This window comes from Halopelagius longus, from assembly GCF_900100875.1.
Classification (GTDB): Archaea; Halobacteriota; Halobacteria; order Halobacteriales; family Haloferacaceae; genus Halopelagius; species Halopelagius longus.
In genome coordinates, this window is sequence record NZ_FNKQ01000005.1 from 109,050 (window position 1) to 125,556 (window position 16,507).

The 16,507-nt window shown below is 64.2% G+C and carries 12 protein-coding genes; 5 read left to right on the plus strand and 7 right to left on the minus strand.

The window, feature by feature from the left end; all coding sequences use genetic code 11:
• The first annotated feature begins 30 nt into the window (after positions 1-30).
• Positions 31-2,085 (plus strand): RICIN domain-containing protein, encoded by a 2,055-nt coding sequence (locus BLS11_RS16915; RefSeq protein WP_092538975.1) that lies wholly within the window; start codon positions 31-33, stop codon positions 2,083-2,085.
• Positions 2,086-2,166: 81 nt separating this feature from the next.
• A complete protein-coding gene (locus BLS11_RS16920; RefSeq protein ID WP_092538976.1) occupies positions 2,167-2,976 on the plus strand; it encodes an aldo/keto reductase in 810 nt (269 codons plus the stop codon).
• A gap of 75 nt (positions 2,977-3,051) precedes the next feature.
• Here the strand turns inward: BLS11_RS16920 and BLS11_RS16925 are convergent, their stop codons facing one another.
• From BLS11_RS16925 to BLS11_RS16940, 4 genes are all read right to left on the minus strand, one after another.
• Positions 3,052-4,149, minus strand: a complete 1,098-nt coding sequence (locus BLS11_RS16925; protein WP_092538977.1) for a Gfo/Idh/MocA family protein — start codon at positions 4,147-4,149, stop codon at positions 3,052-3,054.
• A gap of 297 nt (positions 4,150-4,446) precedes the next feature.
• On the minus strand, positions 4,447-5,796 hold the full coding sequence (locus tag BLS11_RS16930) for a nickel pincer cofactor-dependent isomerase, group 22 (protein ID WP_092538978.1): 1,350 nt from the start codon (positions 5,794-5,796) through the stop codon (positions 4,447-4,449).
• 144 nt (positions 5,797-5,940) lie between these two features.
• Positions 5,941-7,266, minus strand: coding sequence for a glycerate kinase type-2 family protein (locus BLS11_RS16935; protein ID WP_092538979.1), 1,326 nt, complete (start codon positions 7,264-7,266; stop codon positions 5,941-5,943).
• A gap of 55 nt (positions 7,267-7,321) precedes the next feature.
• Entirely contained in the window at positions 7,322-8,389 is a 1,068-nt protein-coding gene (locus tag BLS11_RS16940; protein WP_092538980.1) for a glycoside hydrolase family 88 protein, read from the minus strand.
• A gap of 623 nt (positions 8,390-9,012) precedes the next feature.
• Here BLS11_RS16940 and BLS11_RS19135 point away from each other — a divergent pair.
• Together BLS11_RS19135 and BLS11_RS16945 are read left to right on the plus strand one after the other, a co-directional pair.
• Complete coding sequence (locus tag BLS11_RS19135) at positions 9,013-9,627, plus strand: HAD family hydrolase (RefSeq protein ID WP_139172818.1); 615 nt, start codon at positions 9,013-9,015, stop codon at positions 9,625-9,627.
• Positions 9,628-10,042: 415 nt separating this feature from the next.
• Positions 10,043-10,552 carry a GNAT family N-acetyltransferase gene (locus BLS11_RS16945; protein ID WP_092538981.1) on the plus strand — a complete coding sequence of 170 codons (510 nt, stop codon included), beginning with the start codon at positions 10,043-10,045 and terminating at the stop codon, positions 10,550-10,552.
• Between the two features lie 690 nt (positions 10,553-11,242).
• Here BLS11_RS16945 and BLS11_RS16955 read toward each other — a convergent pair.
• Positions 11,243-11,617 carry a hypothetical protein gene (locus BLS11_RS16955; protein ID WP_092538983.1) on the minus strand — a complete coding sequence of 125 codons (375 nt, stop codon included), beginning with the start codon at positions 11,615-11,617 and terminating at the stop codon, positions 11,243-11,245.
• A 160-nt stretch (positions 11,618-11,777) separates the two neighbouring features.
• On the opposite strand from BLS11_RS16955, the gene BLS11_RS16960 reads away from it, so the two are divergent.
• Positions 11,778-12,710: a dihydrodipicolinate synthase family protein gene (locus BLS11_RS16960; RefSeq protein WP_092538984.1), complete on the plus strand. Its 933-nt coding sequence runs from the start codon at positions 11,778-11,780 to the stop codon at positions 12,708-12,710.
• Between the two features lie 640 nt (positions 12,711-13,350).
• Here BLS11_RS16960 and BLS11_RS16965 read toward each other — a convergent pair.
• On the minus strand, positions 13,351-15,297 hold the full coding sequence (locus tag BLS11_RS16965; RefSeq protein ID WP_092538985.1) for a DUF8034 domain-containing protein: 1,947 nt from the start codon (positions 15,295-15,297) through the stop codon (positions 13,351-13,353).
• A gap of 114 nt (positions 15,298-15,411) precedes the next feature.
• Positions 15,412-16,350 (minus strand): dihydrodipicolinate synthase family protein, encoded by a 939-nt coding sequence (locus tag BLS11_RS16970; protein ID WP_092538986.1) that lies wholly within the window; start codon positions 16,348-16,350, stop codon positions 15,412-15,414.
• Positions 16,351-16,507: the final 157 nt, after the last annotated feature.

The following is a 16,507-nucleotide window of genomic DNA, read 5'->3' on the forward strand; positions in this document are numbered from 1 at the left end:
TTGTGGCGTGTTATCACGCCTCAGTATACTATGACGAGAGAGATAGAATCCGACGGACGCGAAGAGGCGGGTATCGAATCGGACGGACTTCGACTCGGTCGCCGAGCGATGATGGCTGCGCTCGGGGTGGCCGGGTTCGGTGCGGTCGGGAGCGAACCGGCGCTCGCACGGCAGGAAGCGCAGGGCGGCGGGAACGCGAACCAACCCTGGCGAACGTGGGAGGGCGACGTCGACGCCGACGGCAACCGGCTGACGAATCTCCGCAGCGCGGACCCCGACCACCTCTACACCAGCGCACGTGAGGCGGACGTCGTCGTCTGGCGGGACTCCGAGGGCGTCTATCAGGCCGACGGGCCGGACGGAACCGTCGCCACCGAGGAGGAACTGATGGCCGCGGTGCAGGCCGCGGTGGACAGTCTGAGCGACGACCGGGAGACGGCCGAGCGAGTCCTCGTCGCGTCGGGCGGCGTGGTCGACGCGACGGACGAGGTCACCGGCGTCGACCTGCCGAGCCACACGACCGTCGACGTGGCCGGCGAAATCACGGTCGAAGGCGAGACCGACGACCTGTTCTCCGCGGTCGGCGCCGAGAACGTCGAGATTCCGCGGCTGACGGTGAAGGGGCCCGCGAGCAGAGCGGTGTTCGTGGACGACTGCTCGCGGGTCCGCCTCGGTCACCTCTGGATAGAGGGCGTCACGGTGCAGGGCGTTCGCATCCAGGGCGGGACGGAGGACGTACAGATAGACACCGCGTACGTCGCCGAGACGGGTCACCACGGCATCGAGACGTACGACGTCACGCGAATCCAGATCGGACAGGTCGTCGGCGTCGACCCGGGGAGTTCGGTCCTACTCCTCAACGAGACGTTCGACGCGACGGTCGGACAGGTCATCGGGAAGAACCCGACGTTCGACTACGCCACCTTCCGGTTGGCGAACGGGTGTCGGAACGTCACCTGCGGGCGCGTCGTCAGTCGGGGCGGCGTCCGCGGCGTATCGATAATCACGGGGACGCGCGACGTGACCGTCGGCGAGGTCCACGTCAACGGCGGCCGGAAGGCGGGGATACTGCTGGTGGACGTGCGGAACGTCAACATCCTCGGGGGCGTCATCAAAAACGTCGACGGCGCCGGCGTCAACATCTGGTCGATCGGTCTCCAGGGGACCACCTCGGAGATAAACGAGTCCATCTCGCTCGGCAACCTCCGCATCGTCGACGAACGCCCCGAAGAGGAGCGGAGTCAGACGCACGCCATCAGAGAGCGAGGGGCGTGCCTGCACAACCGGTTCCTCGACAACGACGTCCGCGGCGGCGGGACGGAGGAACTGATCGAGGTCGCCTCCGAGACGACTATCGTCGACAGAAACGTCGGCGGCGGCCTCGCCTCGGGGACCGTGACGCTCGACCCCGGCGCGTCGCCCGCCGGGCGCGTCGAGGGGGTGACGACGCATCGGGCGTCGTCGCTCTCCGTCCGCGCTCAACCCCTGGACGGACCCGACGCCGCGTTCGCCTGGGAAGAGTGGTTCGAGTGGACCGGATCGCAGTGGGATCTGGTGTTCGACTGGCGGACCGACCCCGGCGAGTCGGTGACGCTCGAGTACGTCGTCGACCGGCCGCAAGGGACGACCGACCGCGAGTTCGACAGAGATGAGATCTGGGAGGAGTCCGTCCCGGACGTCGAGTCGGGGACCTACCGCATCGTCGCGGCGCACAGCGGGAAGGTGATGGAGGTCGCCGACGGAGCCGAATCGATGGGCGCGAACGTACAGCAGGGGACCTGGAACGACGAACCCCACCAGAGATGGAAGGTAAGCGTCAGCGACCGCGAGGATACCGGCTGGCGGGTCTACGCCTCCGGTATCGCGGCCGAACACAGCGGACGGGGGCTCACCGTCTCGAACGGGGACGCCCGACAGGGCACCGGGCAGTCGTTCACGCTCGAACGCTACGAGAACGGCCACCAGATCAAGACCGACGACGGCCGACTGCAGGTCGAGGACGGTTCGACCGACGACGGCGCTAACGTCGTCGAAGGCGATTGGGAGGGGCGCGCGAACCAGATCTGGCTGTTCGAGGAGGTGTGAGCGGTCGCGGCGTGCGGTAGCGGCGCGGCCGGTCCGACGGAGACCCAAAGAAATATGCCGACTCCAGAGGACTCGTTTGGTATGGCCGACTTACCAGCGATAGGGCTCGGAACGTGGCAGAACACCGACCCGGACGCCTGTGCCGAGAGCGTCCGAACCGCGCTCGAGATGGGGTACCGTCACATCGACACCGCGCAGTACTACGGCAACGAGGAGGCCGTCGGCGAAGGTATCGCCGCGGCCGACGTGGACCGCGACGACGTGTTCGTCGCGACGAAGGTCCACGCCGAGAAGTTCGGCCTCGCGCACGACGAGGTCATCGAGGGTCTGGAGGTCAGCCTCGACCGTCTCGGCCTCGACTACCTCGACTTGCTGTACGTCCACTGGCCGGTCGGCAACTACGACGCGGCCGAGACGATGGCGGGGTTCGACGAACTCGTCGACCGCGGCCTCATCGACCACGTCGGCGTCAGCAACTTCAGCGTCGAACTGATCGAGGAGGCCGTCGACCACCTCGACGCGCCGCTTTTCGCCCACCAGGCCGAGACGCATCCGCTCCTCCCGCAGGAGGAACTCCGGGCGCACGCGAAAGAGCACGACTACTACCACGTCGCGTACTCGCCGCTGGCCCGCGGTAACGTGTTCGACATCGACGAGATCGTCGACATCGCCGAGGCGCACGACGCCAGTCCGGCGCAGGTGTCTCTCGCGTGGCTCCTCTCGAAGGAGAACGTCCGCGCCATCCCGAAGGCGTCGAGCGAGGAACACATCCGCGACAACTTCGGCGCGCTCGACCTCGACCTCGACGACGACGAGATCGAACGGATAGACGACCTGGATCAGTCCGAGCGCTTCGTCGAGCGCGAGGGCGCGCCGTGGCTGGACGAGTGACCGAGTGAAGAAGTAGAATCGAATCGAAGCAGGTGACCGGCCGCCCTCACCGTCGCGGCGCGGACGCCGACGAGGTCACCACGACGTGATCGAAATCTCGCGGAGCGGTTTGGCCAGCGGAACGTCGATGGTCGAAGAGGTGTAGTGCGAGAGGTAGAACCCGACGATGATTTCGAGCGAGCGAGCGGCGTCGACACCCGGCGAGTAGTTCTCGGCCTCGCCGTTCAGGAGGTCCTCGACGTGTCTCGCCGCGTTCGCGAACGAGCGCTTGTAGTCGTCCTCCCACGTCCACGCGCCGTCGACACCGGGAAGCGGTCGCTCGACGTGCTCGCCGTCCTCTAAGGCCCAGTAGCGCCACTCGCCGTCGTCGTTGTTCATGTACAGTTTCCCCTCGGTCCCGATGAAGTTGAACGTCATCGACGAGATGTCGCGGGGGATGGTGCAGTCGACGGTGACGAACGACCCGTCGTCCATGACGATGTGCCCGCCGCCCCCGGCGTCGACGACCTCCTCGTCGACGTCTAAGGCGTCGAGGGCCTCGTTCTCGCCCGTGATGTAGCCGCTCACCCGTTCCGCGCGCGCGTCTAACAGGTAGACGAGCGTATCGAGCACGTGCGTCGAGTTGCGCATCAGTTCCATGCGGTACTGGGTGCTCACGGATTTGACCTCGCCGAGCAGGTTCTCCTCGTGGATGAGGTTGTGAAGCCGCTGGAGTTTGTCGGTGAACCGGAACGAGTGGTTGACGACCAGTTCGGTGTCGGTCTCCTCGCAGGCCGCCACCATCTCCTCCGCGGCGCTGACCTGCGAGGCGATGGGCTTCTCACACCAGATGACGTCGGGCGCGGCGGCCGACCGCGCGGCGTCTATCGCGTGTTCGTGGTGGAGAAACGACGGCGTACAGATGGAGACCACGTCGAGGTCCTCCTCCGCGAGCATCGACTCGTGGCCGAGATACTGGCGCTCCGTGGGGATGTCCCACGCCTCGCCGAACGTCGCGAGGTTCTCCTCGTCGACGTCCGCGACGGCGACGAGTTCTATCTCGTCGGTGCTCGCGTACCCGCCGGCGTGGCTCGCGTCGATTTTCTCTTTTCCGATGGCCTCCTCGTCGTGCATGCCGAGGATACCCATCCCTGCGATACCGCCCGTACCGATGACGCCTGCTCGATATGTCATAGCTGTAGCTACCTCCGTCACCGGTCGCGGATGTCGCTGTAGCAGCCGGATACAGCATTCACAGCTACTGAAACGGTCCACCACCGGCTTTTTCGGATTGCCGTGATTGACCTAACAGTACCAGTCGTAATAAATCTTTGAATGGGGGCCGTCTCACCGCCTCGGTCCGCGTCGTACGTGCGGTCTCCGTACGGAACGACGCACTCCCGCGAGAATAGAACCGGACGCGAGAATGCGACGCCGGGACCCCACTCGGGACGGGCGGTGCGCCCGGAGAGTGACCCGAGAGGAGAGCGGTTATTCGCGGAGCGACGGGGCGGCGAACTGCCCGTCCTCGAACGCGATCGGTTCGGGTTCCTCGACGACGCGCAGGTCGTCGCGCGAACGAGCCTCCTCGACGAGCGCGGTCGAGGCGTACATGCGGTGCAGGTGCATCGTGTCGGCGGCGCGGATCACGCGCACAGTGTCGGGGTCGACGACGCCGATGGTCGAAAGCGCGGCGACCATCCCCGCGCGGTCCGACTCGACGACCGGCGGGAGTTTCACGCCGCGGATGGTGCTGGCGGTGAGCGCGTTGATGAGCGTCGTCGTCGCCTCCAGGTCGGCGGCGATGTCCTCGTGGACGACGTCGGCGGAACCCATCCCCATCGCGTTGCCGTGGGTCTTCTCCGTCAACGCGCGCGTGTAGATGCGCTTTATGTCAGGTTTCTCCGGGGCGGGTTCGTTGATGGAGAACGGCCGCCTGCCGATGACGTTCGTGTCCATACCCTGCCCGCTTATCTCCTTGCCCTGGCGGTCGAACACCACCAAGTCGAGTTCGTCGAACGGGAGTTTCGGCATGAGGTCGTACGCGAGTTCCAGCAGTTCCCGCTCCCGGTCGAGGAAGCCGCTCGGCGGCACCCCCTCGACGAGCGTCGTCTCGTCGTGTTGGTCCTCGACGATGGCGACGCCGCCGACGACGGGGAGTTCCGCCAACAACTGCTCCGTTATCTCCGGGATCATGTTCCGGAAACTCCAGTCGACGGCCCACTTGTGGGCGATCTGTGCGCCGCGCTGTTTGCCCATCCCGATGACGAGCATCTTCGAGAGACCGCTCTCGACGGAGCCGTCGAAGTCCGTGTGCGGCTTCACGCGGTTGATCGGGACGATGGCGTCGGCCTCGACGGCGTTGGCGTCGGCGACGACCGGCACGTCGCGGTCGGGCGTCCGCCCGACTTCGACGACGTCCATGCTCGACCGAATCTCGCAACCGATTCGCTCCTCGGTCACGCCGAGTTCGTTCAGCATCTCCCGTTGCCCCTCGCCGGTCGCGCCGCCGTGGCTTCCCATCGCCGGGAAGACGAACGGTTCGTAGCCCGCATCGGAGACGGCGGCGACGACGCCCGCGACGATGTCGGGGAGGTTGTGGATGCCGCGACTCCCGACGCCGAGCGCCACCGTGCCGCCGTCGGGGACGCCGGCAAAGGAGAGCGATTCGACGGCGTCCGCGGCGCGTTCGCCCACCTCGCCGGGCGGGATCGGATCCGTCTCCCACACCTGTTCGATGACTCCCATCTCGGGTAACTCCGGATGTCCGCACGCTTCGAGGATGACGTCCTCCGGAACAGAGAGATGGTTCGCCGGACTCTCACCGCTGTCGGAGCTCATGGCGAAATATTCGAAATGTTTCGACATAAACCTGTCCGTGAGCGCCACGCGCACGCGTCCGTCCCCTCGTCAGTCGAGTCGGAAGCCGAAATCGAGGGCATCGGCACGCTGACCGATACGGTCGTGAGCGAGTGGCGACGGAACTCACTCGGGGACGACGACCACGACGACGTCGTTGACGTTCGTACCGGTCGGCCCCGTGCGAATCGTCGCACCGGCGTCGGAGAGGTACGTCCCGGCGTCGTTCGCCGCGAGGTGCGCCCGCGCGTCCTCGGCGTCCGTCGCCGTCGAGTCGTCGGCGACCGCACCCGCGACGTCCGAACTTCCGTCCTCGCCGTCGGTGTCGACGGCGGCGACGACGTGCGGTTCGTCGAGTTCGAGCGCCGCCGAGAGGACGAGTTCCTGGTTCGGCCCGCCGCGTCCCCCCTCGCCCGCGACGCTGACGGTGCACTCGCCGCCGCCGAGGAGGACCGCCGGCGGTTCGACCGGATTTCCCGTCGCCGCGCACTCCTCGCCGACGGCGACTAGCGTCTTCGCCGCCTCGCGCGCCTCGCCCCGCAGACGCGAGGAGAGAAGCAACGGTTCGTAGCCAGCGTCGGCGGCGACCGACCGCGCGGCGTCCAAGGCGGTGGCGTTGCCTCCGACGACGTGGTTCTCGACGGCGTCGAACGCCGGGTCGTCCGCGAACGGCGTCTCGGCGGCGTCCCCGTCCGCGCCGGAAGCGAGGTAGCCCCGAACGGCCGCCGGCGGGTCGATATCGTACCGCTCGAAGACCGCGAGAGCGTCGTCGAACGTCGTCTCGTCGGGGACCGTCGGACCGCTTCCGATCACGGAGGGGTCGTCGCCGACCACGTCCGAGAGGAGGAGTCCGACGACCGTCGCGGGCGACGCCCGGCTTGCCAGTTGTCCCCCCTTGCTCGTCGAGAGGTGCTTTCTGACGGCGTTGATCTCGCCGATGGGGACGCCGCCTTCGAGCAGTCGCTCCGTCGTCTCTCGGAGGTCCGACACCGCGAGTTCGCCCGCGGGGGCCGTGAGAAGCGCGCTCGCCCCGCCGGTCAGCACGGACAGTACGAGCGTTCGCTCGTCGGCCGCGTCGACGAGTTCCAGCAGGTCAGCGGTCGCCGCCACGTTGCGCTCCGAGGGGAGGGGATGGTCTCCGACAGCGGAGCGGACCGTCTCCGCCTCGACCGGTTGTTTCGTGACGACGAGTCCGTCGGAGAGTCGGTCTCCGAGCATCGACTCGAGCGTCCGGGCGACGCCGCCGGCCGCCTTCCCGCCGCCGACGAGGAGAACCTCGTCGTACCGGGCGAGGTCGTAGTCGGTGCCGCGGACGGTGAGTACGTCCCCGTCGAGTCCGACGTTCGACCGGACGGCCGCCTCCGGTGCCGCCGCGTCGATAGCGGCTTCGATGCAGTCGAGCGCGAGTTCGTGGTCGCGACTACTCGCGAGGGCGTCTCGGTTGCGTATCACACGCTCTCTTCCACGCGCCCCGTTAAAAATCCGCTTCAGACGGACGTGCGGTCGCTCAGTCGAGGGCCGACGCGGCCATGAGATACCAGCCCTGTCCGTACGGCGTCACCGTCAGGGGTGCCTCCGGTCCGCCGGGCGGCCCCGCGATTCGCCTCACCGCCCCTTCGTCGTCGACGACGCGGGTGACCGCTTCGAGGGCGTCCGCCGCGGGCTGGCGGTACTCCGACTCGTCGAGAATCCCCTGTTCGATACCGCGGGCGAACGCGTACGCGAACATCAGCGTGCCGGACGACTCCAACGGCGTGTCGGTGTCGTCGACGAGGTTGTGCCAGAACCCGCTCCCGTCCTGCAGTGGGAGCAGCGTCTCGCAGTGGTCCGCGAACAGGTCGACGAGTTCGTCTCGGCGAGGGTGAGCGTCGGGCAGGCGTTCGAGGACGTCGACGGCCGCGGCGGCCGCCCACCCGTTCCCGCGCGCCCAGAACGTCCCCTGCGGGTAGTGGTCGGGCGTCTCGACCCAGATGTGGCGGAACAGTCCGGTTCGAGGGTCGCGGAGGTGGTCGGCGTGGACCAGTAACTGCTCGACCGCCTCGTCGTAGGCGTCCTCGTCGTCCGCCGCCGCGCCGTATCGACTGAAGAACGGACACATCATGTACACCGAGTCGATCCACAGCGACTTGATGCCCGCAACCTCGGGGTCGTGGTGCGGGATTCCCCCGTCTTCGGTTCGGTCGAACGAGCGGAGCGACTCGTACTCGCGGGCGGCCGCGTCGAGATACCGGTCGTCGCCCGTCCGTTCGTAGAAGTCGAGGACGCCGTGTCCGATAGCGGTGGTGTTGTTCGTGTTCATGCACTTCTTGACGGTCAACTCCCAACTCGCCTCGTACTCTCGGCCGTGGCTGAACACTTCGATGGGGTAGCTCGGACCGTAGCCGAGTTGGCCGTCGTCGTCCTGTGTCGCGACCGCTCTATCGACGAGCGATTTGGCCGCGCGAACGGATTCCTCGCTTCCCTCTGCGAGCAACCCGTTGATGGAGACGCCGGTGATCCACGACTGCCCGTCGACGTCAAGCGAGCGGAGATGCGATGCAACACGTTCAGCTGTTGATGCAGGGTCTGGTGACATCGGATCGGTATCCGACCTTTCACGCGGAGGGGAAAAAATCTATGCCATGAGGCCCGCGAATCACCGTTCCCCAGCGGCGAGATACTCGGTGCTCTCGAAGTAGAACCTCGCCTTCAGGACCGTCGGTGCTGCGGAACACCGGTTCGTGGACGCCTGTACGTCCCGTAGAGATGCTGTCTCGCCGCTTTCCCGGTCGAACCCGGAGATTCTCGGAGGTGACGACATACGGATACCGGTACAGCGTCGACCCGCCCAATCCCACTTGGGCTTACTTCATTAAGCCAAAGTGGATTGTTCGGAATGCGATTTCGTGGATACGTCCCATCTACTCGGTGAAATCGCTATTCTTCCGTCTCGTCCGGTACTAATATACCGTATTTCGCTATATCAAATTCAAGAGTGGAGAGACACGTCTTCGGAGATCGCGTATTTTCGAGTGAGACCTACTGAACAGCAAGACTCAGAAGAGACTAGCTGCTCGCCATTTGGCAGACAGGAAAACGGGACGGTAGTCTACCGAATCCCTGTCTGCTTCTTGAGCAGCGTCAGGATATCTCAGTACCACTCACCGAAACATTAATAGATAAAGCAGTCGGGTGAACAGGTAACGCTGGTGAAAAGAAGTGTATGACACGCTTGTTTTCGATTTAGATAGTACACTGTATCAGAGTCCGGAACTCATCGACTATAGAACTGAACTTACGATAGACTGGATAGCAGAGCAATCGAACCTCGACCAAAGATCACCCCAGTCGTTTTACCAGAATCTCTCCGACGAATTTCAGCATCCCTACGACGGGTTCACCTCTATCGGACTCACGATCGATGATTATTTTGAGAACGTCTCTTACGAGATAACGCCATCCGACTTTGTACAAAAGAACGAGGCTCTTGCCAAGATATTTTCGAGAGTAGAATCGGAGATTATTATAACCTCACTCGCCCCTCATTCCTATATTCGAGAAATGATAGATACGATCGGAGTTAGCGAACATGTCTCTGCGATCTACAACCCATATCAGGATGCGGATTCGCACAGTAAATATAGTATCTACAAACAGTTCTCCGATGGAGATGTTCTAGTGACTGGCGACTCATACGCAAGAGATATTCAACCAGCTATCGAGCTTGACTTCGATACCGTACATCTGGACCCGGACTGCTCAATTCACGAGTCTCATCCGTGTATAGACCGTATCGAAGAAATAGAAAGTTACATTCCAACATCCAATTCGTGAGTGAGAATACGGTCTTAGAGAAACGGTTTGGAATCATTCACGGTAGCAAGTGGTCATCATCTCATAGTCACTGATGCAGGGCATTCTAATCCCGTAGCTCGATCGGTCCATCGAAAACGACTTCCTTAGAAATTCTGACCGTCTGACAGAGTCGCCGCCGTCCTTGAAGCGGGCTCCGGTCTCGTTCGCGGGTACACTGCGACTACCATTGCGATGATGTTCGGGTACTAGCGCTAAGCGGCTTGCCCGGCGTAATCTACGCGATTGGCGTCACGGAAGGCGATAGCGATTGGTCGGTCTGTTCGGTTCGACGTCCTACCGGACGGCTAATTCAGCCTCGACCGCGGTGGAACCGAATCGCCCGACACGAACTCGCATCCCGAACATTATACTCACGCCACAGCAACCGTCTCTCATGGAAATCCGCGACGCGAGGCCATCCGATGCCGACGCCGTTCGAGCGACTCACTCCGATTCTATCGAAGGACTCGGAACCGAGGCGTACAGCGACAAACAGGTCGATGCATGGGCGGAGGGATGTGAATCCGCAGACTACACCCCGGCTATCGAGTCCGAGAAATCGGAGTTCGTCGTAGCCGAGGCTGACGGCAAAGTCGTGGCGTTCGGGTCTCTGAAACGTGCGCCTCCCGAGGGATACGAGGCGGACGTAGATGCAGAAGTTACGGGCGTCTACGTCCACCCGTCTGTCGCCCGGGACGGCGTCGGGACGCGTATCTACGAGGAACTCGAACGACGAGCGCGAGCGCGGGACGTGCGGACGCTCGGACTCTCGGCGTCCCTCAACGCGGTACCGTTCTACGAGAACTGCGGCTACGAACGAATCAGGGAGTACGCGCACGAGTTTTCGAGTCACGAATCGACGGGCGTGACCGGCGTCGTCGTCGAAATGAAGAAGGAACTCTAAATCTCCCCTCCGTACGCGCTACGCATCGCGTTTCCGTCACTCCCCGTCTGTTTTACGAGACAGGTTTCGTGCATTGGGACGTGTCAGTCACTTTCCTCACTGACCCCCGTTCGACCACGACGAGTACTCTCCCCGCTGTACGGCGAAAACGAGGCATACGGCTACGATTCCGGCGCAGACGAACATGAGCGAATCGAACAGTCTACTCCGAGCGAGAAGGCCGTTCGCCACGCCGAGTTCGACGCCGTATCCGACTGCCGCAGCGCCGAGTGCAGAACTGATACAATCAAATTCGGCTTCTCGAACGTAGTGCAGTACCGAGGTACCGACTGCACCGGCACCCAGTACCGCCACAATCGAAATCCAGACGAGAGCGGAATCGACCATCGATACGTACTCTGGAATAGCCGCCTGACCGACAAATACCTTCGGAGAGCGAGAAGAGACTTCTCTTCGAGTTCTCGACCACGCGGTAGATTGTCGAGCAGGAACGCGCCGAAAACTCGGCCATTCCACACCGTATAGGTGACGGAGCGGTGGAGATAGCACCGCCGCCCGATCGTCACGGAGGAGTAAACATCCTCGGGAGATACGTTACTTCGACCGAAGACCCCTCACAGAACCGCGGATAAAGCCGACGTTATCGAGGGGAATCTCTGACCGACGAGGCGCGCGCGGAGACGCCGAACGCTACTCGTGGAACTCGGCCAACTCCTCCGGATTCCCCTTCGAGTCCCAAATCTGCATCAGAACGTCGGCGAACACTTCGGTCCGTTCGGGGACGCCCGACTCCGTCTGTTCCATCGACGCGTCGGCGACGCGTTCGGCGTACCCTCCGCCGAACGGTAGCCCGTCTATCGCCTCGCGCACCTCGAACGTGAACGTCCGGTCGTCGTCCGTCTCGACCCACGGGGCCGACGCCGCGCGCTCGTCGTACTCGATAGTGTACGACTCGCCGCCGACGAGGTCGTACAAGTCCGAAAGCGACCCGAGGTCGAGGCGACGGTCCTCGCCGGAGAGGAACACCGATTCGTCCTCGACTCGAATGTGTGCCTGCTTCGACATACTCGAAGATACGACCGACGGTACAAGAACGTTTGCCGAAGATGCTCTCCGTGTGGGTGAGATTTGGAGGTCAAGCTACCGTCGCGAAGGCCACGAGACCTGACGAAGGTATCTCTGAGCCAAAGTATTATGTGGGTGCTACGCGTCGTTCCACCGAAGCATGCGAGAGAGCTACAAGCAGGTGAAAGATGCGATCAAAGGTGGAGTCATCCCGGCGACCGTCACCCCACTCACACCCGACCTCGAAGTCGCGGAAGACGACCTCTACGGGCACATCCGTAACCTCACCTCGACGGACGGTATCGTCGCCACCGTCGCGAATGCCCACTCGGGCGAGTGTAAGATGTCTCCGCCGGAGGACAAGGAGCGAGTCATCGAAATCCATCAGGAGGCCTCCGAGGACGCGATGGTGTTCTCGGGCATCCACGGCGAGAGCACCGCTATGGCCGTCGAAGAGGCGAGGCGGGCCGAAGCGGCCGGCGCCGACGCCCTCATGCCCGTCCCCATCGACGTCTACAGCCACGGCGACCCCGACATAATCGTCGAGTACTACAGCGACATCGCCGACGCCGTGGACATCCCGCTCATCGCCTTCCAGTTCGGCAACTTCGGCGACATCGCCCAACCGGTCAGCGCCTACGTCGAACTCTGCAAGCTAGACGGCGTCGTCGCCCTCAAGAACGCCACCTTCGACGTCACTCGCTACGAGGAGACCGTCCGCGCCCTCGAACCCTACCGCGACGAGTTCACCCTCATGACCGGCGAGGACGTGTTCCTCTATCACTCCTACCTCCTCGGGGCCGAAACCGCCCTCATCTCCTACGCCAACCTCGTCCCCGACATGCACGTCGAGAAACTCCGCGCCGTCCGGGAAGGCGACATAGAACGCGCGAGGGAACTCCGCTCCGAGATGCTCCCGCTGACGAACTTCCTGTTCGGAGAACCCGTCGGCCGCAACCGCAACCGCATCAAAGCCGCCCTCCAGATGCAGGGCGTCTTCGAACACGACACCGTCCGTCCGCCCGCCCAGACTCTCGACCCGGAGGAACGCGACCGTCTCCGCGAAATCCTCCAGGACATGGACCGCCTGTAAGCGCCGAGAGACGCCGCCGGCAACCGGCGTCTCCGCTCTTCTCGACCGTTCGACTGCGCTCTCCGTCCGAGCGTCGGCCGAATCTCCGACCCGCACCGGCGTTCGAGCAACGCTTCGAGATGCTTCGTTTCGTGCCGGAACGCCCCCCTCGCCGCCTTTCCGGTTCGGAGACGACGTTTCGACGCTCCTTTTCCGTTCCCGTCTCGGGAACTCACTTCGTTCGTCCGTTTCAGCGACCGAGCGGGCCAAAAACGACCGCTCACTCGACGAATCGAACGCTCGGAGGTACGGCCCGAAAAGAGGTGTCGAACGCGCGTTACAGTCCTAACGGCGTAACGGATATCGAGTCACGGTCACAGAGAGAGAAAATTTCCAACTGGCGGGGACGAAAGCAGATTCGTAGTTCCCGACAGAGGAACGTTTTTGGCCCGGAAGAAGGGTCGATTCCGGAGGAGATCCTCGACTCGCCACCGTCGGGTCGGCGTCAGAACGGACGAACGGGGTCTCTCACTACAGGTCTGCGTGGGTTCCGTTCCCGTGTGCGGAACGAACGCCGTCGCCTCCTCGAACGAGTCACAGGTCTCCGAGACCGTTCGATACGTCCGCCGAGGCGGCTATCGGGCGGAAACTCCGCCGGTTCTTATCGGGTGGCGTCCCAGGGCGGAGCGTAACTCGGGTCGTTCGCGAAGCGGTCCAACTCCGCCGTCACGGAGATTCGACGCCCGCTGGGGAGGTACACCCGCATCGCGTTCGACTCGTCGGATCCGTCGGCACTTCCCGCGTTCGGGGCGCTCTCCGCGTCTTCGATGCGCCGGCGGTCGCAGTCGGTTTCGACCGACGCGAATCGGTGTTCGCCGTACGCGCCCGCCTGTACGACCACCTCCTCGTTCGTCCCCCCCGCGTTGACGAGGGTCAGTTCGACTCCGTCCCGCGATACGTCCTCCACGAGTGCGGCGACGCCCTCGGGGAGTCCCGGCCGTTCTCTGCGGGCGTCGAAGTGCCGAACCTGCGCCATGACGAGGCCGCCGTAGTAGACGGGTTGCGGCGCACCCATCGTTAGTTGGAGGAACGCCTTGTGGAAGACGGGGTTCCGGTCGCGGAGGTAGTCCTCGTCGACCGTCGTGGGTTCGTTCCCTTCCGCCTCCATGAGGTCCAGTCGCTCGTGGACGTGTTCGCGGGTCGCTTCGAGAATCCGGTCGGGGTAGTCGGGGAACTCGCCGTCGAGGTACGCCAGCCACGCGTACTCGTGGCCGTCGCCGTGCTTCGTGGAGGCACGGGGGTCGACCCGCTTCCAGTCGCGCTTCCCCCAGTCGCGGAGTCGGCGGACCCGCGCTCTGTCCTCGTCGCTCATGGACATGTACCAGAGGTGGACGGCGTAGGGGTCGTCCCTGTGCGGCCGAAACTCGTACCAGCCGTCGCGCCAGAGAACTTCGCCGTCGTCCTCCGTGAGGACGCCCGAGGCGGCGTAGTGGTAGTCGCCCTCGCCGCCGTACTTGTGCGGGATGTAGAGCGTGCTGTGGACGTCGTCCTCGCTCACCTCGATTCCGTTCTCCACGAGGACGTCCAGTTGCGACCGGGGGAACTCGAGGTACTCCCGGTCGCCCTCCAGCAGAACCGCGTTCTCGGCGGCGACGGTGGGGCCGATACCGACGTAGTGCCACCCGCCCCACGACCACCCGTAGTAGCCGCCGTACCACGACCCGTCGGTGTACTCGCCTATCTCGCCGGACCGGCCGACGTTGTCGGGGATTATCCCGCCGTTCTCCGCCGTTCGCTCCCGCCACGCCGCGAGGTAGTCCGTGACCCACTCCCGGTACCTGTCGTCGCCGGTGTGGAGGTAGGCGTTCGTCATCAGACTGGTGACGTTGAGGTTGAGCGGGATGTCCCCCTTCGCGCACCGGTCGTTCAACACCTCGAACAGTCGCTCCTCGTTGTCCGGGTCCAGAAGGTCCGCCGCCTCGTCGAACTCCAGGTCCCGCCACGGAAGTCCGTGTCGCGCCCACCGATAGTCCGCGCCGTACGGGTGGTGCTCGTACGCGGAGAAATCGCAGTAGTCGGGGCCCATGCTTCCGTTCATCGGGCCGCGAACGAGTCGCTTCTCGCCGTCGTAGTTGTTCGTATCGGACTCCTCGAAATAGAGGCCCGCGAACCGTTCGGCCCGGTCTACGACCGTCTCGTCGTCGGGGGCGGCCAGACCCATGTTGTACGTGTAGAGGTTCCCCTCGCCCATGTGGAACCAGTCTCGGCACTGCTCGAACTCGTCTACGACCATCGGGTGACCGAACGGCGTACTCGTCTCCGCGCCGCGTTCGAGTGCCGCCTCGTACAGGCGTCGGGCGTGGTCGAGGAGTCGTTCGTCGCCGCCCATCGCGTACAGCAACGGCCAGTTGTAGAACCCCTCGACGACGTCGTCGAAGCCGTCGACGCCGACGTGGTCCTTCGGCGGCCAGAACGGTTCGTACTCGGGACCGGTGTAGTCCGCGACGAACCGGTCTGCGACGTCCGCCATCAGGTCGAACAACTCCCGTTGTCGGCGCGCCCACGACGGTACGCTCGACGCGTCGACGGTCGCTTCTACTTCGAACATGCTCTCGTCGGTGCAGTTCGGTCCGCTGTCTCGGTCGGTATCATTGGGTGGCGGTCAGTTTCCGCGCTCGTTCGGGTGCGGCAGTCGTTCCGGCGTCGCCCTCGTCGCTCCGCGTCAGGCGATGACACGTTCGATGTCGTCGTCGAGTTGCTCGTAGAGTTCCTCGGCGCGGCGTTCGTCCGCGGGCGAGAGCGGTTCGATGGGGTCGCGAACGTCGCCGCCGTGGAGGCCGGCGAGTTCGAGTCCCTTCTTCACGGCGGAGACGCTTATCGCGCCCTCGATGGTGTTGTTCTCCCCGGTTTCGTCGCGGAAGTTCTGATAGGGGAGGCTGATGTTGCGGATTCGGCGGGCGCGCTCCCACTCCCCCGATTCGAGGGCGTCGTACAGTTCGAGTCCGACCTCCGGCCGGAAGTTGCTGACGCCGGCGGAGAACCCCTCGATACCCTCGTTCCAAAACGAGACGGCGAACGGTTCCGCGAGGCCGTTCATCCACACCACGTCGTCGGGGGAGGAACTGGTCGCCGCGCCGAGTTTCACCGCGTCCTCGATGGCGTACTTGACGCCGACGACGCCGTCGACGTCCGCGAGGTTGCGGAGGTACGAGACGGACGGGTCGAACCCCTTGACGTACGGGACGAGGGGCGTCTCCGTCGCGGCGTCGAGTTTCTCGTAGTAGCGGATGAGTCCGCGTTCGTGGATGTAGGTGTGGTCCGGCGGCATCACCATCATCGCGTCCACGCCGATTCTGTCGTACGCTCGGATAAGCTCCTGTGCGTCCGGCGTGCTCCCGCCGACGCCGGCGAGGACGCAGGCGTCCGAGGGAAGCGCGTCGACGGCCGTCTCCGTCACGTCTACCCGCTCGGTCTGAGAGAGCGAGTGGTACTCGCTGATGTTCGCGGACGCGAGGAACGTCCGGATTCCGGCGTCGTAAAGCGCGTTCGCGTTCGCTTCCAATTTAGGGTGTTCGACGAGGAGTTCGTCATCGAACGGGGTGAGGAGTCCGGCAGCGACGCCACGCAGGTGCTGACGCACACCGCTCTTGGAAAGTGGCATATCCGATACAGCGAGTGCTCGAACATAAAATCTTTGGAGGGGGAGACGAAGTCGGCCGGTTTCGGGCGCGTCGGGTCGCTGACGGCGACGCCGCGACGGAAAGTGGGAGGAGAACCGGAGCGAGAGAATCGGCGGCGAGCGACTCGGCGCGGCAAAA

Excerpts from the sequence above, each read along its gene's own strand:
- BLS11_RS16915 (WP_092538975.1), top strand. The coding sequence starts at position 31 with ATGACGAGAGAGATAGAATCCGACGGACGCGAAGAGGCGGGTATCGAA.
- BLS11_RS16920 (WP_092538976.1), top strand. The coding sequence starts at position 2,167 with ATGGCCGACTTACCAGCGATAGGGCTCGGAACGTGGCAGAACACCGAC.
- BLS11_RS16925 (WP_092538977.1), bottom strand. The coding sequence starts at position 4,149 with ATGACATATCGAGCAGGCGTCATCGGTACGGGCGGTATCGCAGGGATG.
- BLS11_RS16930 (WP_092538978.1), bottom strand. The coding sequence starts at position 5,796 with ATGAGCTCCGACAGCGGTGAGAGTCCGGCGAACCATCTCTCTGTTCCG.
- BLS11_RS16940 (WP_092538980.1), bottom strand. The coding sequence starts at position 8,389 with ATGTCACCAGACCCTGCATCAACAGCTGAACGTGTTGCATCGCATCTC.
- BLS11_RS16945 (WP_092538981.1), top strand. The coding sequence starts at position 10,043 with ATGGAAATCCGCGACGCGAGGCCATCCGATGCCGACGCCGTTCGAGCG.
- BLS11_RS16955 (WP_092538983.1), bottom strand. The coding sequence starts at position 11,617 with ATGTCGAAGCAGGCACACATTCGAGTCGAGGACGAATCGGTGTTCCTC.
- BLS11_RS16960 (WP_092538984.1), top strand. The coding sequence starts at position 11,778 with ATGCGAGAGAGCTACAAGCAGGTGAAAGATGCGATCAAAGGTGGAGTC.
- BLS11_RS16965 (WP_092538985.1), bottom strand. The coding sequence starts at position 15,297 with ATGTTCGAAGTAGAAGCGACCGTCGACGCGTCGAGCGTACCGTCGTGG.
- BLS11_RS16970 (WP_092538986.1), bottom strand. The coding sequence starts at position 16,350 with ATGCCACTTTCCAAGAGCGGTGTGCGTCAGCACCTGCGTGGCGTCGCT.